The sequence below is a fragment of the Shinella sedimenti genome, assembly GCF_022601905.1.
Classification (GTDB): Bacteria; Pseudomonadota; Alphaproteobacteria; order Rhizobiales; family Rhizobiaceae; genus Shinella; species Shinella sedimenti.
The window spans coordinates 333,709-356,822 of sequence record NZ_JAKVIN010000005.1 but is presented as its reverse complement, the minus strand read 5'-3'; the positions used below and the strand labels follow the sequence as shown (position 1 = coordinate 356,822).

23 protein-coding genes are annotated in these 23,114 nt (G+C 60.3%); 10 read left to right on the top strand and 13 right to left on the bottom strand.

The features are described 5' to 3' along the window. The first annotated feature begins 16 nt into the window (after positions 1 to 16). The 4 genes from MKI86_RS13945 to MKI86_RS13930 all read left to right on the top strand — a co-directional run bounded on the left by MKI86_RS13945 (position 17) and on the right by MKI86_RS13930 (position 5,324). Entirely contained in the window at positions 17 to 517 is a 501-nt protein-coding gene (locus MKI86_RS13945; RefSeq protein WP_241601511.1) for a tripartite tricarboxylate transporter TctB family protein, read from the top strand. A gap of 2 nt (positions 518 to 519) precedes the next feature. Beyond that, positions 520 to 2,016, top strand: coding sequence for a tripartite tricarboxylate transporter permease (locus MKI86_RS13940; protein WP_241601510.1), 1,497 nt, complete (start codon positions 520 to 522; stop codon positions 2,014 to 2,016). A 75-nt stretch (positions 2,017 to 2,091) separates the two neighbouring features. Further along, a complete protein-coding gene (locus MKI86_RS13935; RefSeq protein WP_241601509.1) occupies positions 2,092 to 3,600 on the top strand; it encodes a CoA-acylating methylmalonate-semialdehyde dehydrogenase in 1,509 nt (502 codons plus the stop codon). 80 nt (positions 3,601 to 3,680) lie between these two features. Continuing rightward, complete coding sequence (locus MKI86_RS13930) at positions 3,681 to 5,324, top strand: tetratricopeptide repeat protein (protein WP_241601508.1); 1,644 nt, start codon at positions 3,681 to 3,683, stop codon at positions 5,322 to 5,324. 106 nt (positions 5,325 to 5,430) lie between these two features. Here MKI86_RS13930 and MKI86_RS13925 read toward each other — a convergent pair whose 3' ends face one another. The 4 genes from MKI86_RS13925 to MKI86_RS13910 form a co-directional block, all read right to left on the bottom strand. Beyond that, positions 5,431 to 6,207 carry an ABC transporter permease gene (locus MKI86_RS13925; RefSeq protein ID WP_241601507.1) on the bottom strand — a complete coding sequence of 259 codons (777 nt, stop codon included), beginning with the start codon at positions 6,205 to 6,207 and terminating at the stop codon, positions 5,431 to 5,433. Next, the gene (locus MKI86_RS13920; RefSeq protein WP_241601586.1) at positions 6,194 to 6,961 is read right to left on the bottom strand and encodes an ABC transporter ATP-binding protein; all 768 of its coding nucleotides are present in this window, start codon (positions 6,959 to 6,961) and stop codon (positions 6,194 to 6,196) included. Before MKI86_RS13920 ends, MKI86_RS13925 begins: the two co-directional genes overlap by 14 nt. 65 nt (positions 6,962 to 7,026) lie before the next feature. Then, a complete protein-coding gene (locus MKI86_RS13915; protein ID WP_160870390.1) occupies positions 7,027 to 8,028 on the bottom strand; it encodes an ABC transporter substrate-binding protein in 1,002 nt (333 codons plus the stop codon). A gap of 41 nt (positions 8,029 to 8,069) precedes the next feature. Beyond that, a complete protein-coding gene (locus MKI86_RS13910; protein WP_241601506.1) occupies positions 8,070 to 9,152 on the bottom strand; it encodes a 4-oxalomesaconate tautomerase in 1,083 nt (360 codons plus the stop codon). Between the two features lie 105 nt (positions 9,153 to 9,257). Between MKI86_RS13910 and MKI86_RS13905 the strand changes: the two genes are divergently transcribed. Together MKI86_RS13905 and MKI86_RS13900 are read left to right on the top strand one after the other, a co-directional pair. After that, positions 9,258 to 10,154, top strand: a complete 897-nt coding sequence (locus MKI86_RS13905; RefSeq protein ID WP_241601505.1) for a LysR family transcriptional regulator — start codon at positions 9,258 to 9,260, stop codon at positions 10,152 to 10,154. A gap of 253 nt (positions 10,155 to 10,407) precedes the next feature. Next, positions 10,408 to 11,313 (top strand): homocysteine S-methyltransferase family protein, encoded by a 906-nt coding sequence (locus tag MKI86_RS13900; RefSeq protein WP_241601504.1) that lies wholly within the window; start codon positions 10,408 to 10,410, stop codon positions 11,311 to 11,313. A 128-nt stretch (positions 11,314 to 11,441) separates the two neighbouring features. Here the strand turns inward: MKI86_RS13900 and MKI86_RS13895 are convergent, their stop codons facing one another. Then, complete coding sequence (locus MKI86_RS13895; protein ID WP_241601503.1) at positions 11,442 to 12,281, bottom strand: alkaline phosphatase family protein; 840 nt, start codon at positions 12,279 to 12,281, stop codon at positions 11,442 to 11,444. Positions 12,282 to 12,339: 58 nt separating this feature from the next. After that, complete coding sequence (locus tag MKI86_RS13890; RefSeq protein WP_241601502.1) at positions 12,340 to 13,923, bottom strand: ABC transporter substrate-binding protein; 1,584 nt, start codon at positions 13,921 to 13,923, stop codon at positions 12,340 to 12,342. Between the two features lie 148 nt (positions 13,924 to 14,071). Between MKI86_RS13890 and pdxR the strand changes: the two genes are divergently transcribed. Beyond that, positions 14,072 to 15,559 carry a MocR-like pyridoxine biosynthesis transcription factor PdxR gene (gene pdxR, locus MKI86_RS13885; RefSeq protein ID WP_241601501.1) on the top strand — a complete coding sequence of 496 codons (1,488 nt, stop codon included), beginning with the start codon at positions 14,072 to 14,074 and terminating at the stop codon, positions 15,557 to 15,559. 180 nt (positions 15,560 to 15,739) lie between these two features. Further along, positions 15,740 to 16,120 carry a response regulator gene (locus MKI86_RS13880; RefSeq protein WP_241601500.1) on the top strand — a complete coding sequence of 127 codons (381 nt, stop codon included), beginning with the start codon at positions 15,740 to 15,742 and terminating at the stop codon, positions 16,118 to 16,120. Between the two features lie 59 nt (positions 16,121 to 16,179). On the opposite strand, the gene MKI86_RS13875 is transcribed toward MKI86_RS13880, so the two are convergent. Further along, complete coding sequence (locus MKI86_RS13875; protein ID WP_241601499.1) at positions 16,180 to 17,004, bottom strand: DUF1365 domain-containing protein; 825 nt, start codon at positions 17,002 to 17,004, stop codon at positions 16,180 to 16,182. A 22-nt stretch (positions 17,005 to 17,026) separates the two neighbouring features. Next, entirely contained in the window at positions 17,027 to 17,407 is a 381-nt protein-coding gene (locus MKI86_RS13870; RefSeq protein ID WP_241601498.1) for a DUF2147 domain-containing protein, read from the bottom strand. Between the two features lie 121 nt (positions 17,408 to 17,528). On the opposite strand from MKI86_RS13870, the gene MKI86_RS13865 reads away from it, so the two are divergent. Further along, positions 17,529 to 17,930, top strand: a complete 402-nt coding sequence (locus MKI86_RS13865; RefSeq protein WP_241601497.1) for a DUF2177 family protein — start codon at positions 17,529 to 17,531, stop codon at positions 17,928 to 17,930. Here MKI86_RS13865 and MKI86_RS13860 read toward each other — a convergent pair. The 5 genes from MKI86_RS13860 to MKI86_RS13840 are packed head-to-tail and all read right to left on the bottom strand — an operon-like array spanning position 17,895 to position 21,587. After that, positions 17,895 to 18,491, bottom strand: coding sequence for a hypothetical protein (locus MKI86_RS13860; protein WP_241601496.1), 597 nt, complete (start codon positions 18,489 to 18,491; stop codon positions 17,895 to 17,897). The two genes, MKI86_RS13865 and MKI86_RS13860, sit on opposite strands and share 36 nt — an antisense overlap. Next, positions 18,491 to 19,528: an SAM-dependent methyltransferase gene (locus tag MKI86_RS13855; protein ID WP_241601495.1), complete on the bottom strand. Its 1,038-nt coding sequence runs from the start codon at positions 19,526 to 19,528 to the stop codon at positions 18,491 to 18,493. The genes MKI86_RS13860 and MKI86_RS13855 overlap by 1 nt, the downstream gene beginning before the upstream one ends. After that, positions 19,525 to 20,340: a DUF1295 domain-containing protein gene (locus tag MKI86_RS13850; protein ID WP_241601494.1), complete on the bottom strand. Its 816-nt coding sequence runs from the start codon at positions 20,338 to 20,340 to the stop codon at positions 19,525 to 19,527. Before MKI86_RS13850 ends, MKI86_RS13855 begins: the two co-directional genes overlap by 4 nt. Before the next feature lie 3 nt (positions 20,341 to 20,343). Further along, positions 20,344 to 20,997, bottom strand: a complete 654-nt coding sequence (locus tag MKI86_RS13845) for a ChrR family anti-sigma-E factor (protein ID WP_241601493.1) — start codon at positions 20,995 to 20,997, stop codon at positions 20,344 to 20,346. Further along, positions 20,994 to 21,587 carry a sigma-70 family RNA polymerase sigma factor gene (locus tag MKI86_RS13840; RefSeq protein WP_241601492.1) on the bottom strand — a complete coding sequence of 198 codons (594 nt, stop codon included), beginning with the start codon at positions 21,585 to 21,587 and terminating at the stop codon, positions 20,994 to 20,996. The genes MKI86_RS13845 and MKI86_RS13840 overlap by 4 nt, the downstream gene beginning before the upstream one ends. A 181-nt stretch (positions 21,588 to 21,768) precedes the next feature. Here MKI86_RS13840 and MKI86_RS13835 point away from each other — a divergent pair, with 181 nt between their 5' ends. After that, on the top strand, positions 21,769 to 23,100 hold the full coding sequence (locus MKI86_RS13835) for an NAD(P)/FAD-dependent oxidoreductase (RefSeq protein WP_241601491.1): 1,332 nt from the start codon (positions 21,769 to 21,771) through the stop codon (positions 23,098 to 23,100). Positions 23,101 to 23,114: the final 14 nt, after the last annotated feature.

The following is a 23,114-nucleotide window of genomic DNA, read 5'->3' as shown; positions in this document are numbered from 1 at the left end:
TCAGGAGAAGGATTCGATGGAAGAGGCAGGTTTTGGTTCTCGATATTGGCCCAGCGTTCTTATCCTGGGAGTCGGCCTCTCGGTCGTGACATACGCCTATATGACGCTGCGCATGGGCTCCATCTCGCGCCCGGGGCCCGGCGCGTTTCCTGTTGTGCTCGGACTGTTCATGACAGCGACCGGGGTTGTCTCGACACTGACGATCGCGTGGAAAAGCCGTGCAGGGGAACTGCCTGCCCGCGTGGTTCAGCCCGATGAAGAAGAACAGGAGCGGTTCGATCTCAAGGTCGCCCTGTTCGTCATCCTCGCATTGGGTGTGTTCGCCTTGTTCGTGGAGAACCTCGGTCTCGCGCCGGCGATTTTTGCGCAGATATTCATCACGGCATCCATCGGAAACAAGCTTTCCTGGACGGCACGCCTGCTGCTGGCGGCTGGTGCCGCCGCGGCGGCAACCCTCATGTTTGCCGTGCTTCTGTCGGTGCCTGTGCCGATCGTAAAATGGCCATTCGGGAGATAAGCATGAACGACATACTCAGCAACGTTGTTCTCGGGCTCTCCGTGGCTCTGTCCTGGCAAGGACTGCTTTACTGCGCCTTCGGTGTGGTCATGGGCATGATCGTCGGCGTTCTGCCGGGGCTTGGCGCACTGGCGGCGATCTCCATCCTCTTTCCGGTGACCTATCACATCGAGCCCGGTTTCGCTTTGATCATGATCGCGGGCATCTATTACGGGACCAGTTACGGCGGGAAGATAACCGCTATCCTGATGAACGTGCCGGGCGAGACGGATGCGGCGGTGATCTGCCTTGACGGCTATCCGATGGCTCGTCAGGGGAGGGCCGGCGTTGCTCTCCTGTTGACCACGCTTGCAGCCTTCGGCGGTGCTGCAATCGGCATCGTAATCACCATCATCTTCTCCCCCGCCATCTCGAAGGTCGCGCTGGCTTTCGGCTCACCTGAATATTTCGCCCTGATGACCTTGGGTCTGTTTGCAACGACGGCGATGTCCGACAGCGCAGCGAGCAAGAGCCTGGGTATGGCGGCGTTCGGCATCGTGCTCGGCCTCGTCGGTGTCGACGTCGATTCCGGTGCCGACCGCTTCACTTTCGGTCTGTTGACGCTCAAGGACGGCATAAGCCTAGTCGTTGTCGCAATGGGCGTGTTCGGGGTGGCCGAACTCATCATGAGTTACAACAGTAAGATGCTCCCGGTGAACTCAGTGACGATGCGGTCAATGTTGCCGACCCGCGACGACCTGCGTCGGATCGTCAGTCCGATATTGCGCGGCACCGGTGTCGGCGCCTTCTTCGGCGCGCTGCCGGGGACCGGCGCAACCGTCTCCACATTCATCGCCTACGGTCTCGAGCGCGGTGTCGCCAAGGACAAGTCCCGCTTCGGCAAGGGGGCCGTCGAGGGGCTGACGGCGCCTGAAGCTGCTGCAAACAGCGCGAGCATCACGTCGTTCATCCCAACCCTGATGCTGGGCGTTCCCGGTTCGGCGTCGATGGCGCTGATCCTCAGCCTGCTCATCGTACACGGCATTGCGCCCGGTCCTCGCCTTATCCTTGATCACCCGCAGGTCGTGTGGGGGCTGATCATGAGCTTCTGGGTCGGCAATCTCATCCTTGTCATCCTCAATATCCCGCTGATCGGTGTCTGGGTCCGGCTGCTGCGTATTCCCACCAGCTACATGTATCCCATGATCATGATGTTTATCAGCATCGGAACCTATTCGATCCGGTTGAATGTCGTCGATGTCGGCCTGGTCGTCCTGTCCGGTCTCTTCGGTATCTGGGCGCGCAGGGCGGGCTTCCCGCTCGGGCCATTGCTCCTCGGATATGTACTCGGCCCACTGCTCGAAGAGCATTTCCGCCGCACACTCGTCCTGTCGGGTGGTGATCCCGCCGCCTTCATCTCCAGCAAGCTCGCCATGGTCGTATACGCGATCATCCTGTTCCTGTCGGTTTGGAAGATCAGGGCGCGCATGCGCAATAGAAAGCTCGTCGCGCTCTCCTGAGGTTTTCTATCACTTCATGCCAGTCTTAGGTGCACCGGCTGCGCGCCGAGCCGAAATCCAACCAAGGAATCCCACATGAACACCGTACAGCATTTCGTCAACGGCAAGATCTGGGCCGGCAACTCCGGCCGTATCGCCGATGTCTTCAACCCTGCGCTCGGTACGGCGACGGCCAAGGTGGCTCTCGCCAGTGCAGCAGACGTTTCGGATGTGGTCGCGGTCGCCAAAGCTGCACAGGTCCGTTGGGGCGCGCAGCCGCCGGCGAAGCGCGCTACGGTGATGTTTGCATTCCGCGATCTCCTGTTGCGCCACATCGACGAATTGGCTCCTTTGCTGTCGCGCGAGCACGGCAAGACGCTGGCGGATGCCAAGGGCGAGATCGCCCGTGGCATCGAGGTCGTCGAGTTCGTCTGCGGTATTCCGCATCTTCTGAAGGGCGAGTATTCAGAGCAGGTCGCATCCCAGGTCGACAGCTTCTCCATTCGCCAGCCGCTCGGTGTCGTCGCCGGCATCACGCCGTTCAATTTCCCGGCAATGGTTCCGTTGTGGATGTATCCGGTGTCGCTCGCCTGCGGCAATGCCTTCATCCTGAAGCCTTCGGAGAAGGCGCCGTCCGTGGTGATGCGGATCGCGGAGCTGCTGCATGAGGCGGGCCTGCCGGCCGGCGTATTCAACGTCGTCAACGGTGACAAGGAGGCTGTTGATGCAATTCTTGATCATGCGGATATCGATGCGGTCAGCTTCGTCGGATCGACCGCTATCGGGCAGTATATTTATAGCCGGGGTACCGCCAACGGCAAGCGCGTCCAGGCGCTTTGTGGCGCAAAGAACCATCTCGTCGTTATGCCCGATGCAGATATGGAAAAGGTCGTCGATGCGTTGATCGGTTCGGCCTATGGTTCGGCCGGTGAGCGCTGCATGGCAATCTCCGTTGCAGTGCCGGTGGGTGACGAGACGGCGGACAGGTTGATCGAAGTCCTAGCCCCGCGGGTCGAGGCTCTGAAGGTTGCGCCCTTCGATGATCCCGCGTCCGACATGGGCCCTGTCATCTCGCGCCAGAGTCTGGACCGGATACTCAACTACATCACCGAAGGCGAAAGTGCCGGTGCCAAGCTCGTCGTGGACGGTCGTTGGGTGAAGCTGCAGGGCTATGAGGAGGGTTTCTTCCTCGGAGGCTGCCTGTTCGACAACGTCACCTCGGACATGTCGATCTATAAGGACGAGATTTTCGGACCCGTTCTGTCGGTTCTGCGCGCGAAATCCTATGACGAGGCCGTCGGCATCATAAACGCCCACGAATACGGAAACGGCACGTCGATCTTCACCCGTGACGGCGATACGGCGCGCGATTTCTTCACCCGTGTGCGCATCGGCATGGTTGGCGTCAATGTGCCGATCCCCGTGCCTGTTGCCTACCATTCCTTTGGTGGCTGGAAACGCTCGCTGTTTGGCGATCACCATATTCACGGAATGGAAGGCGTACGCTTCAACACCCGTCTGAAAACGATGACGACGCGCTGGCCGAGCGGCATCAAGGAGGGCGCGGTCTTCAATTTTCACGCGGGCAGTGACACAAAAGGCTGATCGCGACGGGAAAGCCGTATGTTCGACGCCGCCGTGGAGTCGCGGACGAGAGCAGACAGTTCATTGGAATGGAGAATGACATGGCATCGGATTATTTCGATCTCGGCAGTTACACCGTCACCGTAACGACATCTTCGGCAGATGCTGAGCTTTGGTTTAATCGCGGCCTGATGCTCTGCTACGCCTTCAATCATCAGGAGGCATATGAATGCTTCAACCGTGCGATCGCGGCCGATCCGGGTTGCGCGATTGCCTATTGGGGCAAGGCATTCGTTCTCGGCTGCAACTACAACAAGCCATGGGCCGCCTTCGATCCGGTTGACGCGGCAAAGTCCATTGATGAAGCCTTTGCAATGACCCAGAAGGCGATGGCGCTAAGGGAGGGAACGACGCTCGTCGAGAGGCTGCTGATCGAAGCGCTTCCGACCCGATATCAGTCGGGCTCTCCCGGCGGCGACCTCGATCAATGGAACAACGACTTCGCCAACGCGATGCGCAAGGCCTATGAGCAGCTGCCGGACAATCTCGAAATCGCTGCCCTTTTTGCCGAAGCGATGATGAACCGCACTCCGTGGCAGTTGTGGGACATCAACAAGGGCACCATCGCCGAAGGTGCGGATACGCAGGAAGTCCTCGACGTTCTGGAAAAGGCTCTTGCCAACGGGGGCATGTCCCATCCGGGCACGCTTCATATGTACATCCACGCGATGGAGATGTCGCCGCATCCCGAGCGGGCGCTCGCCGCGGCGAACGCGTTGCGCACTCTAGTCCCGGACGCTGGCCATCTCAACCATATGCCGAGCCATATCGATGTGCTCGTCGGCGACTACGTGGCAGCCATCGATGCCAATTCGAAGGCGATCGAGGCAGATAAGAAGTATCTCGAGCTGCGCGGCCCGATCAATTTCTACTCTCTCTATCGGTGCCACAATTTCCACTTCAAGATTTATGGCGCGATGTTCGCGGGCCAGTATCAGACGGCCATCACCACCGCGGACGAAATGCTGGCGACCTTGCCGGAGGAACTGCTGCGCGTCGAATCCCCGCCGATGGCCGACTGGCTCGAAAGCTTCGTGTCCGTCAAGCAGCACGTGCTGGTCCGGTTCGGACGGTGGAAGGAAATCATCGCACAAGAACTCCCCTCGGATCGAACACTGTTCAGCGTCACCACGGCGATGATCTGGTATGCCAAGGCGGTTGCCCATGGCGTGCTGGGCAATGTCGTGGAGGCAAAGGCCTGCGCTGGCGAGTTCGATGCTGCGCTCGCGCGCGTTCAGGAAAGCCGTTATCTCTTCAACAACCGGTGCATCGACATTCTGGCGGTCGCGCGGGAAATGATGCTGGGTGAGATAGCCTATCGTGAGCGCGCTTATCCCGAAGCATTCGAGCATCTGCGAAACGCTGTCGCGCTTGACGATGCGCTTCCCTACGACGAGCCCTGGGGCTGGATGCAGCCGGCCCGTCATGCGCTCGGAGCGCTGATGCTGGAGCAGGGCCATGTCGAGAAGTCGCTGGCTGTCTACCAGGCCGATCTCGGGCTGAACTCTTCTCTGCCGCGCGCCTGCCAGCATCCTGACAACATCTGGAGCCTGAAAGGTTACCACGAGTGTTTACAGAAGCTCGGACGCTTCGAGGAAGCGACGACGATCCGCGGCAAGATTGACAAGCTGGAGCAGAATAGCGACGTCGCGATCCGCTTCTCCTGCTTCTGCCGCAAGGCCTAATCATACTGTAATCGGGGGGCTGGCCGAGCCATGCCTCCCTGCACTTCCCAAAAGAAAATGGGCGGCACAAGGCCGCCCATGGACTATCTGACGTTCGTTGATCCGGTCATGCCGGGCGTTCTTCGCCGGCCTTGGGGCGCCAGGTGATCAGGCGCTTTTCGGCGACATCGAGAAGCAGGTCGATGATCAAGACGAACACCGCGAGGATGATGATCCCGGCGAAGACGCCGACTGCGTCGAAGTTGCCTTCCGCACGGGCGATCAGGTAGCCGAGGCCGGCAGACGCGCCGAGATATTCGCCGATGATCGCGCCGACGACCGCAAAACCGACGGAGGTGCGCAGCGACGACAGGATCCAGCTGGCTGCCGCCGGGAAGTAGACGTGGCGGAGCAGGTCGGAGCGGCGAGCGCCGAGAATGCGGGTGTTGGACAGCACGACCGGGTTGACTTCGCGCACGCCCTGCATGGCGTTGAAGAATGTCACGAAGAAGACCAGCGTTACGGCCAGTGCCACCTTCGACCATAGGCCGAGGCCAAGCCAGAGCACGAAGATCGGTGCAAGAACGACGCGCGGAATGGCGTTGATGGCCTTGATGAACGGATCGAGAATGCGGGCCGTAAAGGGGCTCAGGCCGAGCCAGACACCTGCGGCGACGCCGAGGCCGGTGCCGATCAGGTAGCCAAGTACGGTTTCGCTCAGCGTGATGCCGACATGCTTGTAGAAGCCGGGATCGATGACCCAGGTGATGACCTGCTGGACGATGTCGAGCGGGGCCGGGAAGAAGAAGCGGTCGATGACGCCGGTCGTAACACCGAGCTGCCAACCACCCAGAAGCACGGTCAGAAGCGCGACCTGGATGAGACGAACGTTAACGGCTTGCATAGGACTTCTCCACTTCGCCCCTGAGCGACGCCCAGATGTCGCGGTAAAGGGTCATGAACTTCGGGTCGAGTTTGATTTCGGAGACGTTTCTCGGACGTTCGAGATCCACGCCGAAGCTTTCGATGACGCGGCTGCGCGGACCTGCCGCCAGCACGACGACGCGGTCGCCCAGCGCAATGGCTTCCTCGAGGTCATGGGTGATCATGACGACGGCGCGGCGGTCTTCCTGCCAAAGGCGCAGCAGTTCGTTCTGCATCAGGTGGCGCGTATGGATGTCGAGCGCCGAGAACGGCTCGTCCATGAGGATGACCTTCGGCTCGGTGATCAACGCCTGCGCCATCTGGACGCGTTTGCGCTGGCCGCCCGAAAGCTGGTGCGGGAAGCGGCCTTCGAAGCCCTTCAGGCCCACCTTTTCCAGCCAGGCCATGACCTTGACGCGACGCTCCTCGACGGGCACGCCGCGAAACATCAGGCCGAGCTCGACATTCTGGAACGCCGTCTTCCAAGGCAGGAGGGCGTCCTGCTGGAAGAGATAGCCGATGTTGTTCTGCACGCTCTTGACCGGCGCTCCGTCGATGGAGACCTCGCCCTTCGCGGGCTTCAGAAGCCCGGCGATCGCGTTGAGAATGGTCGACTTGCCGCACCCGGTCGGCCCGACGATCGAGAGAAACTCGCCGTTTCCAACGGTGAGATTGACGTTCTCGACCGCAACGAACGAGCCGAACGCCATCGTGACGTCGTCGATCGTGACCATCGGAGGCAGACCGGGCTGCGACACAGCCTCGATTTTAGCTGCTGCAATAGACATGATGGTTTTCCTTAGTTCTTCGCGGGCTGGCCTGCAGCCTCGACGAACTTGTTCGTGTAGGTCGCGCCGAGATCAATTGTGGCGTTGCCGACGCTTTCGTTGAAGCTCTTGAGAACGGCCAGCGGGGTTTCCAGATCGGCCGGGACGAACTTGCCATCTTCGGAGAAGATCGCCTTGGCGTTTTCGACGGCCTTGATATACGTCTGCTTGTCGCCGGACACGAAGTCCTCGGGCAGCTTGGCGACGATTTCTTCGGCCGAGTGATCCTTCATCCAGTGCAGCGCCTTGAGCGTCGCATTGGTGACCTTCTGGATGACTTGCGGGTTGGCTTCGATATAGTCCTGGTTCGCATAAAGGACAGATGTCGGATAGATGCCGCCGTAGACGGCCTTCGCGCCTTCGTCGCTGCGGGCGTCGATCAGGATCTTGCCGAGACCGCGCTCGACGACGATGGTCGCGGCCGGGTCGTAATTCACCAGAAGGTCGATCTTGCCCTGCTGCAGGGCTGCAACGGCGGCGGCACCCGAACCGACGCCGATAATCGAGATGTCATCGTCGGTCAGGCCGTGCTGCTTAAGATAGTAGCGGATGAAGAAGTCGGACGACGAACCCGGCGCGGTGATGCCGACATTCTTGCCCTTGATCGTTTCCGGCTTGGCCGGGTCGAAATCCGTGTCGTTCTTGCCTGCGAGCACGAGGCCCGAGTTGCGCGCGAGCTGGATGAAGCCGATGACGTGTTTGCCCTGCGCCTGCATCTGGATCGTATGGTCGTAGAAGCCGACAGCGACGTCGGTCGACCCGGCAACGAGCGCCTGAAGCACCTTCGAACCGCCCTGGGCGAAGTTCTCGATCGTTACGTCGAGACCTTCTTCCTTATAGAAACCGAGGCTTTCGGCAACCGGGAAGGGCAGGTTGTTCAGGTTGTAGGAGCCGACGCTCATACGAACGGAATCGGCGTGGGCAGCAGTGGTCAGGGCGAGCACAGCGGCAGTCGCCAGAAGTAGTTTGCGCATGAATTTCCTCCGTTAAATGCTCCGGTCCTCACCAGAGCGCGTTAAGCAGCGTGATCCACACGCTCTTTGGGCTTTGCGAAGGCATGACCTTCGAAAAGTCGTCTCGCGGTCCTTACCAGGCCCGCGACAGTGGCCCCGTTTCGTGTCTCCAGCTGGACATCGATGCGTCCGCCTGGGTGTTCGATACGAACCAAGACCGGCAGTTCCGTAGCGCCGGCAATCGACGAAGCGACGGTACCCATGCTGGCCACCGCCGTTGCGATGCCGACAGCGCCGGTGGTCGCAAGAGCGGGATGGCATTCATTCGGCATGAAGTAGCGGACAGACAGGGTACCGCCCTTGCGCGGTGCCGAAAGGATGACCGGTTTCGGGATCACCATGTCGGACACGTCGCCCATCCCCATCAGGCGGCCCGCCTCGGTACGGATGGATGCCAGCTTCGCAATCAATTCGTGGTTGGCCGACAGGGATGGAGCATCTTCATAACCGGAGACACCGACATCCTCCGCCCGCACCAGAACCATCGGAATGGCGCAGTCGATCGATGTCACGGGTATCCCCTGGATGATATCCAAAGGATTTCCCGTGGGAAACAGTTTGCCCGTCTTGGCGCCTGCTGCGTCAAGAAAGGTGAGGGCGATGGGCGCGGCCAGTCCCGGAACGCCGTCGATCGATGCGTCGCCGAGATAGATGACCTCACCGTCGCGGGTTGGAACCTTGGCCTCGATGATCTTCTTGGTGTTGACGTTGTGAATACGCACCAGCGTGGTCGACCCACTCGCCTGGACAAGCCCGGCCTCGATGGCAAACGGACCCACAGCGGCAAGCATATTGCCGCAATTCGGCGAATAATCGACCATTTGCCTGTCGGTGCGCACCTGAGCGAAGAGATAGTCGACATCCGCCCCATCAACGCTGGAGGGGCCGATGATGGCGACCTTCGACGTTACAGGATTTCCTCCGCCGATTCCGTCGATCTGGAGGGGATGCCCCGACCCCATGATGGACAAAAGGACCGCATCGCGCTGCTCCCTGTCGGCAGGCAGATCGGAAGCAAGAAAGAACGGGCCTCGCGACGTGCCACCGCGCATCAGGACGCATGGAATGCGTATCAGATCGTTCATTTCCTCACCTCAATATTGCGTAACCCGAATTAATCGGGTGTCTTGTTGCAATATGCGAAATGTGGGATAACTGTGAAATGCAATGTTTGAAGGGATTGATGCGTCATGAGCATAAATTGCGAGATTTTTGATCTGCGTGCCTTTCAGGCTGTTGTCGATCTCGAAAGTTTTCACCGCGCTGCCGAGGCCCTTCATATTTCCCAGCCCGCATTGACGCGACGCATTCAGAAACTGGAACAATCCATCGGCGCGCCGCTGCTCGATCGCACCACCCGGCACGTTGCGCCCACGGCAACCGGACAGGAATTGCTGCCGCTCGTTCGCCGCATGCTGGAGGAATTCGATGGATCCCTCTTCGCTCTGAAGGAAGGCGGCTCTCAGCGTCGTGGGTTGATCACGATGGCCTGCGTGCCTACCGCCGCGTTTTACTTCCTGCCGACGGTCATCAAGACATTCGGTAACGATTACCCGCACATAAGGCTCCGTATCCGTGATCTCACCGCCAATGAAGGCCTGCAAGCGGTCGCGCGGGGAGAGGTCGAGTTCGGCATCAATCTGATGGGGAACTCGGATCCGGACCTGTCGTTCGAACCGCTCATCGACGATCCGTTCGTGCTTGCGATCCGCAAGGACCATCCTCTCGCTGACTTCGATCAAATCCACTGGCGCCAGCTCGACGGCTATCCCCTGGTGGTGGTCGACCGCTCCAGCGGGAACAGGGCGCTCCTGGATGGCGCCCTGGCCAAGCATAACCTGCGTCTCAACTGGTTCTACGAGGTGACGCATCTGAACACGTCCCTCGGTCTGGTTGAAGCCGGGCTAGGCATATCCGTTCTGCCGCGGCTTGCCACGCCACAGGAGGAGCACCCCTATCTGGTGACCCGCCCGATCATCGACCCCGTCGTCACAAGGACCATCGGCATCGTACGCCGCCGCAGCGCACCGCTATCGCCGGCGGCGGAGAAGTTCATCGAAGTCCTGCTAAACGTTTGGAAACGATGATTTTTAGCCTTACGAGAGACGATATAAGGGTACGATAGGCGCCGGCTTGAGCGTTTAAGGCTGCGCACTCGTGTGCGCACTCTGATGACGTCTTGGCAGATTCTGTCCGTGCAGATCCACGCGATTTGCCATATCCATCCCGGCTTATTAAAACGACCAGTGGCTGACAGCCCTCATGACCGCACCCGCGTTGGATGGCTGTATCGAGGCCGCGCAGCAGTCGCATTGCGCATGCAGAACCTGGGAGAAAACCATGACATCAATCACGATCCTCGACGGCGGCATGAGCCGTGAATTGGTACGCCTTGGCGCGACGCTTCGGCAGCCCGAATGGTCGGCGCTTGCGCTCATGGAAAACCCGGAGATCGTCAGGCGCGTGCATGAGGAATTCATCGGTGCAGGCGCCGATGTGATTACGACCAACAGTTATGCCCTGGTGCCGTTTCATATCGGCGAGACCCGTTTTCGCGAAGAGGGCAGGCAACTCATCGCTCTTGCGGGACGATTGGCACGGGAGGCCGCGGATGCAGCCGGCGATGGCCGGATCCGTGTCGCCGGCTCGCTGCCGCCGATCTTCGGCTCCTATGAACCGCAATTGTTCGATCCGGATCGTGTGCAGGATTACCTCTCCGTTCTCGTGGCGGAACTGAATTCCTCGGTCGACGTCTTCCTAGGAGAAACCCTCAGCTTGATTGCTGAAGCCGAAGCCGTCGAGCAGGCCGTCGCGGCAACCGGCAAGCCGTTCTGGATTTCCTTCACGCTGCAGGACGAGCCCGGCGCGGAGGCGCGGCCACCGGTATTGCGCTCCGGCGAAAGCGTCGAGGAAGCCGCGCGCTGGATAGCGGGCTCGAATGCCGCGGCGCTTCTGTTCAATTGCAGCCGCCCGGAGGTCATGCAGAGCGCGCTCGCCGTTGCCGGCGCCGTCCTTGCGAAGTCCGGTCGTACCGTTCCGCTCGGTGTCTATGCCAATGCGTTCACGACAGAGGAGGAAGGCGCGGCGAACGAAACACTCCACGCGATTCGGGACGATCTTTCGGATGATCGTTACTCGAGCTTTGCATGTGAATGGGTCGAAAGCGGTGCAACGATGATCGGCGGCTGCTGCGGTGTCGGTGCCTCCCACATTCATCGCGTGAAGCGGCGCGTGTCGAAGGATTGACGAACCGAACGGCGCTCGCCTCTCATTCCACCATGACGCGGTCGTTCCTGTATCGTTCGTGACCGTCCGCGACAACCGGAAGCAGAGATGGGCGCCTTGGCGCCTCATCCGTTTCGGCTTGGAGATAGCTAATCGAGGAAAGCGGCTTGCTCCATGCTCGCAGGCACGTCGACGCCAAGCCGTGACAGGATTGTCGGTGCGACCTGCAATTGGTCGAGGAGCGTATCTTCGGGCGGGCCTTTCCCGTCGCCGAACCAGTAGAAGGCGAAGTCCTGCATTTCCGGGTCATGCCCGCCATGATGGCCCCGGTCGGTCTGGCCGTGATCGGCTGTCACGATGACTTCATAACCGTTCTTGCGCCAACGGGGCAGGAAGGCAGCAAGCTGCGCGTCGATGGTGAAGCAGGCATGATCCATCTGCGAGCAGTCGTGCCCGTAGCGATGCCCCATGCTGTCAAGCGTGCAGGTGTGCAGGATGCCGTAGTCGATGTGATGGCGTTCGGTCAGCATTGTCAGCGTTGCGAACAGGTCGAGGTCGCTCGGCGTCATCTGGTTTTGATGGTTGTACCCCGCCATGGTGTGGAACCGGCCGTGATGGATCGGTCCCTCCGCGTCGTCGTACTCGATGTCCTCGACCATATCGAAGGGCGCGCGGCGAAAGAAGGTAGACCAGAAGGAATGGGTGACGGCGCCGGTTTTGCCGCCTGCCTTCGCCACTTCCGAGAAGATATCAGGCTGCGTCACGCGAAAGAGCGTCTCGTTGGAAAGCACGCCATGCACCTGCGGCGGTACCCCCGTGTGGATCGAGGCATAGCAGGACGCGGAGGTCGACGGCAGAACCGATCGCATACGCCAGACGCGCGCTTCGCCTGCTTGGACCCAGCCCTCAAGGTTGCCCATGAGCCGTCGCGCATTGCGCCACGGCTGTCCGTCGAGAATGATGAGCAGGAGTTTGTTGCGAAGCGCCATTGTGTATCCCTGGTATTGAAGGACGCACCGCCCGAAGCGGTGCGCCAAGCTTGGTTCGTCAGGCGCTGAGCCAGCAACGCAACGGCGCATCCGCGTTCATGAGCTCACCTGCCGGATTGTCCTCCCAGCCGTGAATGTTCTCGCTGACGCCGTCGATGAAATCGTTGAACATTGGTGCAATGACACCGCCTTCGTCGCGCATCATTTCTGAGAGGTCGCGATACATGGCGCGCCGCTTCGCCTCGTCGAGTTCCGCTCGGGCGGCGACAACGAGCTTGTCGAAAGCCTCGTTCTTGAAGCGCGTGTCGTTCCAGTCCGCCGAGGATATGTAGCCGGTGGAATACATCTGGTCCTGCGTCGGACGGCCGCCCCAATAAGAGGTGCAGAAGGGCTGGACGTTCCACACGTTTGACCAATATCCGTCACCGGGCTCGCGCTTCACATCGATCGTGATGCCGGCCTCCTTCGCGCTCTCCTGATAGAGAACCGCGGCATCAACTGCACCGGGAAATGCGACTTCCGATGTGCGCAGCACGATACCACCGCTATGACCGGACTTCTTGAAGTGGAAGGCTGCTTTTTCCGGATCGAAGGTCCGCTGTTCGATTTCTTCAAAGAGCGGATAGGCCTTGTTGATCGGCGTGTCGTTGCCAACGCTTCCGTAACCCATCAGAATCCGGTCGATCATCGTCTGGCGATCCATCGCGTATTTCAGGGCGAGGCGCAGGTCCTTGTTGTCAAACGGGGCCGTGTCGCAGAACATGTTGAAGGGATAGAAGCCACGCCCGGAGACGTTCTTGATCATCACCTTCTTCATGTTCTTGAGCAGCGCAACCGTTTTCGGTTCGATGCGGTTGATCATGTGAACCTGACCGCTTTGCATCGCGGCGATGCGCGCGGTCGCATCATTGATGACGATGATCTCCACCTGCTCGGCAAAGCCCGCCGTTTCGCGTCCCCAATAGTTCTCGAAACGTGTCGCATTGTAGCGGACGCCCGGCTCTCTGCCGGCCAGTTTGTACGGTCCCGTACCGATCGCAGCCTCCGGATTGTCCTTTCCGCCGTTCGGCTGGATGACGAGATGATAGTCGTTCATCAGGAACGGCATGTCGGCATTGGCTTCGCTGAGCGTGATGACGACGGCATCGCCGTCCGACTTCACGGTCTGGATGCCCTTGAGGACGCCTAGGGCACCGGACTTCGCGCTCTCGTCCGAATGCCGTTCGATCGTTGCCACGACGTCGTCGGGCGTCAGCGTCTTGCCATCGTGGAACTGCACGTTCTTCCGGATCTTGAAGGTCCACGTCTTGGCATCGGCAGAGGCCGTCCATTCTTCGGCAAGCACCGGTATAGGCGAGCCGTCGGGCGCCAGCCACACCAGGGTTTCGCCCCACAGATGGTTCACCATGGCGCTGACCTGGTTTGTCGCCAGGCCCGGATCAAGGCTGTCCGTCGAGGCGCCACCCTGCATGCCGACCTTGATCGTACCGCCGCGCACGGGTCCTTCCGCTCGCGCGGCCGTGGACAGCAAAGAGCCTGCCGCTACAAGGCCGACGCCAAGCGTCGCGCTACGGCCGAGAAAATCGCGCCGCGACATCCGGCCTTGTGCGACGAGGCCGGAGAGATAGGTCAGTTCATCCATCGATTTTTCCCCTGATGCGACCGGGCGCCTACCGCTCGGACGATCGTTTCGGCCGGGATACTAATCCGCAAGATTGCCGTATACATGTCCAGAAATCGTAAGAATGACCAGTCCACTTTCGACCGGCACGTCTGCATGGAGCGCTGTCATGGCCCGCACAATCGATGGTTTCAGTTTGGACGGGTTGATGCTCGACGGCCAAAGCGCCCGACCGCTCTATCTCCAGCTGTACGACGGGTTGCGGAAATTGATTCTCTCTGGCGCGATTGCCGGCGGGGCACGTATTCCGTCATCACGCGTTCTGTCCGAGAGCCTCGGTGTTTCTCGTTTCACAGTGGTCACCGCGCTCGATCAACTTGCAGCGGAGGGTTATCTCCACTCTGCGAGAGGTAGCGGCACCTATGTGGAAACCGTTCCTATGCGGCAAAGCGCTGGAGCCAGTCTGGCGACACAGCCTGACAAGACGACACCTGGGCGCTTCGAGAAACTTTTGTCACGGCGCGGACAGGCGCTGACGTGGCGGACCTCACTGACGCTGAACGACGGCTCGCAACACCTTCATATGGCAAGCCCCGATCACCGGCTGTTTCCGGTGGACATCTGGTCGCGGCTGACGAGGGAGGTTTATGCGGAGGGGGATTTCCGCATCGTCAACTATCGGGAAATTTTTCAACCCTCCCTGCTCGAAGAGCAGATTGCCCGCCATATCGCGGTAAGCCGCGGTATCCGCTGTGAACCGGAGGAAGTGGTCACCACGCTTGGTGGCCACCACGCAGTGACGCTTCTTGCCGAACTGCTGTTGAATCCCGGAGACACGGTTGCGTTCGAGGAACCGGGAATGGCGGCAATCCGGTCGATTTTCCAGTCCGCTGGCTGCAATATAGTGCCGATGCATGTCGACGCGTCCGGGCCAAACCCGGAGACAGTCGAACATCGTGACGTCAAGCTTGCCTTTGTCACCGCAGCCAAGCAGCAGCCGATGACAGTCGCCATGCCGCTGAAACGCAAGCTGGAAATGCTGCATTGGGCCGCCGATCGTGACACGTTGATCATCGAGGACGACCTGGGAAGCGAATTCCGTTACCGCGGCGGGCCCATTCCGCCGCTTAAGGCCTTGGATCAGGCCGGGCAGATTATCTATGTCGGTGCTTTCAGCATGACGCTGCTGCAATCGCTGCGCGTCGGCTACATGATCATGCCTCGCCCATTGGCAGACCGGTGCCGCCGACTGATCCAGGTGCGCTACAGGGCTTTGCCGCAGTTTACCGAACAGATCGTCGGGCGCCTTATCGAGGACGGTCATTACACACGGCATCTTCATCGCATGCGGCGGATCTACGCCAAGCGCCAGAACCGCCTGCTGCAAATCCTGCGGTCGGACTTTTCCGACATTTTCGAGCCCCCCGAGTTTGCATCGGGCTTTTACAATCTGTGCTACTTCAAGGATCAGTCGATCGACGAAGATGCGGTGTTGATCCGGTGCCGTCAGCACAATCTCGGGGTCGAGCAACTCTCCTACTACTATGCAGATCGATCATCACCGCGCAAAGCGCTCCTCATCGGGTTTGCTGCATCCAATGAGGAGGAAATCGAGAGCGCAACCAAGTTGTTAAGGAGCTGTGTTGACGTGGAATAGTTTCGTCCCCGCTGTTCTAACCGCTCAGGCTATCGCAACGCCAACAGTCCGACATGCTTAAGCATCCCTGAAACTATCGTTCGCATTTTATTAAGTTTGTTGGAGAAAACTCTTGACGAGGGGCCGACTGATTGTGGGGAGACCGCGTTGAACGCGTAACCGAAGTACGGAGGTCTCAGCATGTCCCATCTAACCGTGCTCGTCGTTGAAGATGAGCCTTTGATCCGCATGACACTGGCCGATGCCCTTCTGGACGAGGGGCATGACGTGATCGAAGCGTCGAGCGTGCTTGAGGCCGTGGCGGCGTTCGGCATGCACCATATCGATTTTCTGATCACCGATGTGGATATGCCGGGTGGGCTTAACGGGTTCGATCTCGTAAGATTCGTTCGGCATCACGACAGCGGCGTTGGCGTCATTGTTACGTCCGGTGGAAACAGGCCCGGCAACGCAGACCTTAAGCCCGGCGAGACCTTTATTGCCAAGCCCTATCGAATGGATGACATGGTCGCGCACCTGAACCTTCGAGATCGCCGAGGTGAGCGGCGAATAAAGGCGTAATGCAATAGCCCGATCGCGCTCGGCATTTGTGCTCCCGAGCCCTGGTCACGATCATGCCGTCATGCGGCATCCCGAAAGCTCGCCGTCTCGGGGGGAGGCGGGCTTGTACGGAAGCGCGCTCCTTTCAGCCAGAGCTTGAGCGCCTCCCAGTGAATGCCGGCCATTACCTTGAGCGTCATGAATGGGAAGCGCAGGAGGTATCGAGCGAGGTTGGCGTCAGTCAGCGGCGCGGCGTTCGCCTGGAATGTTGCGGCCAGCACCGGCTCCTTGCCCGCGGTCTCGTGAATGCGAATGCGCACGGCCTTGCCCGGCGGAAGGACGCGGAAGTGGTAGCGCAATCCCATATCCATGAAGGGCGAGACATGGAAAATCTTGGTTCGGGTCTGGCGGATGCCGGCCGGGCTTTCTTCTCCCTCCAGCACCGGTGCCACATAGCTGTGCCGCTCGCCGAATGTGTTCCGCACGGCGTATATGATCGCGACCAGTCGTTCGTCCGCGTCATAGGCGAAATAGGTGGACAGTGGATTGAACACATAGCCGAACATACGGGGATAGGCGAGCAGCAGCACCCGCGCCGCCGGCTTGTCGAGCCGAGCACGCGCCAGCAGGCTGTCTGCAAACATGCGCAGCGTCTCACCCTTGTTCTCGACGTGGTCGCTTTCGCGGAAAGAAAGAATGCCCGGCCTGTTCACGGCGAGGAGGCGGGTGCTCTGGGAAAGCGCATCGAGACGGTCGATATCCACCAGCAGGGAGAAGACGCTGTAGCTGAAACGGTGTCCGAAGGGATTGAGCCGCTGGTGCATGACCTTGCCGGGGTAAAGCGTGCCGGCGGCCGCTGGCGGCGCCCCATTCTCGGCCATACTCGTGATACGGTCGTGCCTCATCTTCTCTCTTTTGCTCGCTTTTTCACGGCGCAGGCTGCCAGTGGACGTCTTTGCACAACACACCGCCCAGGATGCAGCCGCGGGTGAGAAGCGATTTGCCCGAGACCTGCACCGTGATGGCATAAGTTCGGTCGCGTTTGGCATCATACGCGGTGCCGGCAAGCGTGTCCGCCGATTTCGGCTTGAGCGACATGACGAGCCGGTCTCCGGCCTCTTCTCCCTTGCTGGTATCGCGAATCCAGAGATTTGTGGCGCAGATATTGCTGCCGCAGGGCGCTATACGCACACGTGCATTTCCATCGTCGCGCAGCCATGTTCCGCTGGGATCGGCAGATTCCTGCGCGTAGGACACAGCGGCGGTCGACATCAAGGCGGCGCATGCAGTCAGAACGGCTATTTTCATCGATCCATCCTCCTTGCTTTCCTATGAAATACGGCAGCGCCGGTCGATCGGTTCACTTTTGGTGATCCGCCGAAGACGGGATGGCGTAGACAGTGTCGAGGACACCGCAGGAGAAAATGGTATGAAGACGATCGCAACGGCCTATCTGGCAACCGGCATCGCGTTCCTGATCGTTGATGCCATATGGCTCTCGACAATGGCGGACATGCTTTACAGGCCGCTGATGGGCGACAAGCTCGCGCCGCAGTTTCATCTGGCTCCGGCCATCGTGTTCTATCTGATCTATGTCGCCGGCATCGTGTTCTTCGCCGTCATGCCCGCAATCGAGGGCGGCGGGCTTGCCAAGGCTGCGCTGAATGGTGCCGTGCTTGGCCTGGTTGCCTATGCGACCTATGACCTCACCAACCAGGCGACGCTGAAGGATTGGCCGCTTTCAGTGACACTTGCCGATATCCCTTGGGGTGCCTTTGTGACAGCCGTCGGCGCCTCAGCCGGTTTTCTTGTCGCCAGCCGCGTTGGATGATCGTTCCGCCTCCGCGAGAATCCCGGAGAATATAAGGGCGACAAAAGCCGTCAGCGTGCTGGCGCTGATGAGATTGAGGCGGGAGAGCGCGGCATATTCCGCTGCGTCATAGTGGGCGAGCGGCGGTCCATAGAGGTCGTGCAGCAAAAGAAAGACACCGAAAGCAAGTGCCGTGATTGCCAGCGCGACCAGACGCTCGCGAGGACGAAACAGCAACAGTGAGATGACCCCACAGGGAATGAGAAAGACCTCGACCGCCGAGGCGGTGCCGAAAAGCCAGGCCGAGAGCACCGTATTGCCTATACCCGCCAAAGGCAGGAGCGCGCGACCGGCGGTATCGTTCCAGCGTGAAACGGCCGGTACGGCAAGGAAGAAGGGTGTCGAGAGGAATGTGAACCAGGCGGCCGTGATGTCGTCGCTGACCAGCCAGAAAAGATAAAGCGGATAGAACGGCTGATTGGACGCGACCACAAGTGCGATGACATTTGCCGCAGCCACGCGCGGATCGGGATGGCGGGCATAAGCCCGCACTGTCTCGATGGGGTTGGCGAGAAGGGACATCACGATCTGGTGCCGGCGGGGCGGAGGCGGTAATGACTGACACCCCATTCCTCGCCATTCGCATGCCCAAAAAGTCCGGCCGTGGCGAGGAAGAACAGTCGCCAGCGCCGCATCCAGAGTGCCGCGTCGGGCCCGTAGGTCGCGTTGAAGATGGTACGGATTTCGTCTCGGTTCTTGTCGAAATTGTCGAGCCAGTCGAGGGCCGTGCGTTCGTAATGCGTGCCGTTCCAGCGCCAGTCCTTCTCAACGATGAAGCTGTCGCTGAACTCCCGCACGAGGCCATGGCTCGGCATGACGCCGCCGGTGAAGAAATACTGGGCGATCCAGTCCGCCTTGTCGGCATGGTCGAAGCGGTAAGCCGTCTTGCGATGCGAGAAGACATGCAGGAAGAGACGACCGTCGTCGCGGACCCAGCCGCGCGCCCGTTCCAGCAGAGACTTCCAGTTGGACATGTGTTCGAACATCTCCACCGAAACAATTCGGTCGAAAGTTCTCTCCGGAGAAAAGATATTCATGTCGGCGGTGACGACCGTGAGGTTGCCGAGACCGCGCTCGATGGCCTGTGCCTCGATATGGGCTCGTTGCGAGGCCGAATTCGAGACGCAGACGATGCGTGCGGACGGATAACGTTCGGCCATGAAAAGGGAGAGGGATCCCCAGCCGCACCCCAGTTCGAGAATGTCCTGTCCATCGGCAAGGTCCGCATGGCGGCACGTCTCTTCAAGCGCCGTGATCTCGGCTTGCGCCAACGTGGTGCTGGATGAGGAATAGAGGCAGGAGGAATATTTACGGCACGGCCCGAGCGTCAGAGCGAAGAATGCCGCCGGAAGTTCGTAATGCTGGGCATTGGCTTCATCTGTGTGAACAGCGATCGGCCAATCGGTCATGGATCGGGCAAAGTCGCTATCCGTCGGGCCACCGCTCTGCGCCAGCAGACGGCGCGTGCGCCCAACGAGCCGGCTGATGCCGAAGCGCAGGGCGGGATCAGGAACGGGCAGACGCTCCGCGGCGGTAATAGCAGTAACGGCAAGGTTCATGACGTCTTCTCCCTTTTCTTTAAACCGGGCCAAAACGCGTTGACGCGAGTGACGTAAGCCGCGAAGGCCGCGCCCCGTGAACGCATCATGTGCGCTTCGAGCGGGGGAATTCCCGAGACATGTACAAGCAGCCAATACATGAAGGCCGGGCCGGCAAGCGCCAACCATCCCCAGCCCCAGTCGCCCGCGGGGCCGACAGCGATGACCGCATATCCGCACCAGCCAAGCCACTGGAAGAAGTAGTTGGGGTGACGTGAGCGGCTCCACAGTCCCTGGTCGCAGACCTTCCCCTTGTTTGCCGTCTTGCCGCGGAACCGCGACAGCTGCGCGTCGGACACACCTTCACCGATTACAGCCATGGCGAGGATGGCGATGCCGGCAACATCGCTCCATTGCAGCCCTACTGCCGGGTTTCGTGCGGCAATGAAGATGGTTGCAATCAGAAGAAGTGCTGCGGCGGCCTGAATCTGCAGAAAGAGGAAAAGGCGCAAGCGCCAGCTTTCCCCCCATTCTTCGCGCAGTCTTGCATAACGCGGATCCTCGCCGCCTTGCAACGTGCGCCGCAGGATATGGACGCCCAGCCGGCAGGACCAGAAACCCGCGGCGGCTGCGATAAGGAGCCGCCGCTGCCAGTCGCCCTCCCAGGCGATAACGGGCACGAGCGCGGCCGTGATGCCGGTGGCGCCCACAAGGAACGACCAGACCGCATCGACCCAGCCGGATGTAGCCCCCTTTACGACGGCAAACCACACAACGGTCATTACGAGTCCAGCGGCGGCGGCAAGAAGGAGGAAGAGCACCGCCGCCGTCATGGCTCAGATCCCGAAGATCGGCTGCAGCATGCGGCCGATGACGTTCTTGAAGCGCATCTTGCCCTCCATGGCGGCAAGGCAGATGCATTCAACATCCCGGTCGACAATCGGCTGGTGCTCGACGTCGTCGTCCATTTCGGCAAGGTCTCCAGGGCGAAACGTGCCGAACTTGTCGGAGAACGAGCCCGAGACGATGTAGGTGAACTCCGTGCCGACATGCCCGTGATCGGGAAGAGCGCGACCAGGACCGACTTTCAGCAGGATGAGATTGGCGTCCGGGTCCTGCGGAACGCCGACACGGCTCATCTTCATGCCGGGGCCAATCCAGCGCCAGCGCCCGATATCGCAGCCACGCAGGGCGTCCGGCAGACGGATACCCTCGATTTCAACAGGTGTGGGCGGCGACGGCACGACTGCCGAAGCTTCCTCATCGTCATCGAGCATAGCCAGGGTATCGTTCAGCGCCTTTGCCGAAAGCGGGGTGGGGTCCATGTCTTCGAGGATGGCACCACCGACAGCCTCGAAAGTACCAATGCGGGCCCGACAGGCCGAGCAGCTTGCCAAATGCGCCTCGACCACGATGGCCGGACCAGCGGCGAGCGTGCCGGCGGCGAAGCGCATTAGGGTCTCGTCTGTTGCGTGATGGTTGGCGGTCATGATCTGTCTTCCAGCAGCGCGCGCAGGCGGTTCATGGCCAGGCGAGTTCTAGATTTCACGGTGCCGAGAGGGATACCCAGCTCATCGGCGATTTCTGTCTGCGATTTCTCGCTGAAGTAGGAGAGCCGAATGATGGTCTGCTGCTCGGGCGAGAGGGTCTTCAGCGCCTGGCGCACCTGCGCGTCGCGCTCGGCTCCGAGCAATCCGTCCTCGACTGTGTCCGGTGAACCCTCGGGATCGGCCGGCAGCGCCGACGGGTCGCGCTGCCGGCGCAGGTGATCGATGCGGATGTTGCGCGCCACCGTAAAGATCCAGGTCGCGACGCCCGCCCGCCCGGCATCGAAATACGAAGCCTTGCGCCAGACGGTCAGCATCGTCTCCTGCACGAGATCCTCCGCCACAGCGGAAGAAATCGTCCAACGCAGGAAGAAGGTCTTCAGTCGCGGGCCGAAATAACGGAAAAGCAGCGCAAAGGCCTGCCGGTCGCGTCCCTGAGCGACCTGCATCATCATTTCGACGAGCGCGTCGGGCGACGGCGTCTGTTGTGTATCCCTTGAACTCACCACGGCAAGCCGCCGGCCTGTCGGCACGCTGGGTTTGCGATCAATCTCAATGGGGCTCGAAACTTCATTCATGCGTCCTTCTACGCGGTGTTCTCCAGAGTGGATCACACCGGACGAATTTGGGTTATGGCGGTGATCCGTCAGAACACCAGGCTCGTAAAGAGTTCTACTAGTTTCTCACGAGTTCGACAGCCGCAGAAGGATTGTCATGCGCCATTTTCCTCAATCCGACCGGCCCCTGAAAATTGCGGTTGTGGGCACGGGCATTGCCGGTCTTTCCGCTGCATGGCTCTTGTCGCAACGCCATGAAATCACGGTTTTCGAGGCGGACAGCCGCGTCGGCGGCCATTCCCACACGGTGGACACGGGGGGCGCACCTGTCGATACCGGCTTCATCGTCTATAACGAGGCGACATACCCCAACTTAACGGCGCTGTTTGCACATCTCGACGTGCCCACGAGGGCATCCGATATGTCTTTCGCCGTCTCGATGGATGGAGGGCAGCTCGAATATGCGGGTACCAATCTTGCCGGCCTTTTCGCGCAGCGCAGTAATCTGGCAAGCCCGCGGTTCTGGTCCATGCTGCGCGACCTCGTGCGCTTTTACCGGCAAGCGCCGAGCGGTGTAAGAGATCTCGATCCGTCCGCCAGCCTCAATGACTATCTCGACAGCGCCGGCTTCGGGCGCGCCTTTCGAGAGGACCACCTTTATCCCATGGCCGCTGCGATCTGGTCGACGCCAGCTCTGGAGATCGGGAACTATCCGGCGCTTTCCTTCGTGCGTTTCTGCGAAAATCACGGTCTGCTCAAATTCGTGCGCCGGCCGGTCTGGCGCACGGTCGAGGGCGGCAGCCGCGCCTATGTCGAACGGCTGACAGCTTCTTTCCGTGATCGCATCCGCATCAATGCGCCGGTGAAGTCGATCCGCCGGGTGAACGGCGCAATCGAGATTTCTGTCCCGGGTGCTGAGCCGGAATGGTTCGATCATGTCGTGATTGCCGCCCACGCCGACCAGTCACTGGGTATGCTGGCAGATCCGTCGCGACGGGAGGCTGATCTGTTGGGCGTATTCGCTTATGCCGACAACGAAACGGTACTGCACCGGGACGAAAGCCTGATGCCCAGTCGTCGTCGCGTCTGGGCGAGCTGGAACTATCTGGCGACGTCCGGGCGGGATGGTGTGGCTCCTCGAAAGCCTTGCGTCACCTATTGGATGAACAGGCTTCAGGGTATCTCTGACAAGCGTCCGTTCTTCGTAACCCTCAGCCCTCTTCATGCTCCCGCCGAGGACAAGGTTATCTGGCGCGGCCTATATCAACATCCTCTATTCAACGCGGCGACACTTGCAGCGCAGAAGCAGCTTTGGTCCCTTCAAGGCGAAGGCAACACTTGGTTCTGTGGCTCGTATTTCGGTTCCGGATTCCACGAGGACGCCATTCAGGCGGGGCTTGCGGTCGGCGAAAGCCTCGGGGGAGCCAGCAGGCCATGGACCGTCCCCGGGCATTCCGACAGGATTTTTTGCAGCCCGCAAAATGTCTAATTTTGTCGGCCGGA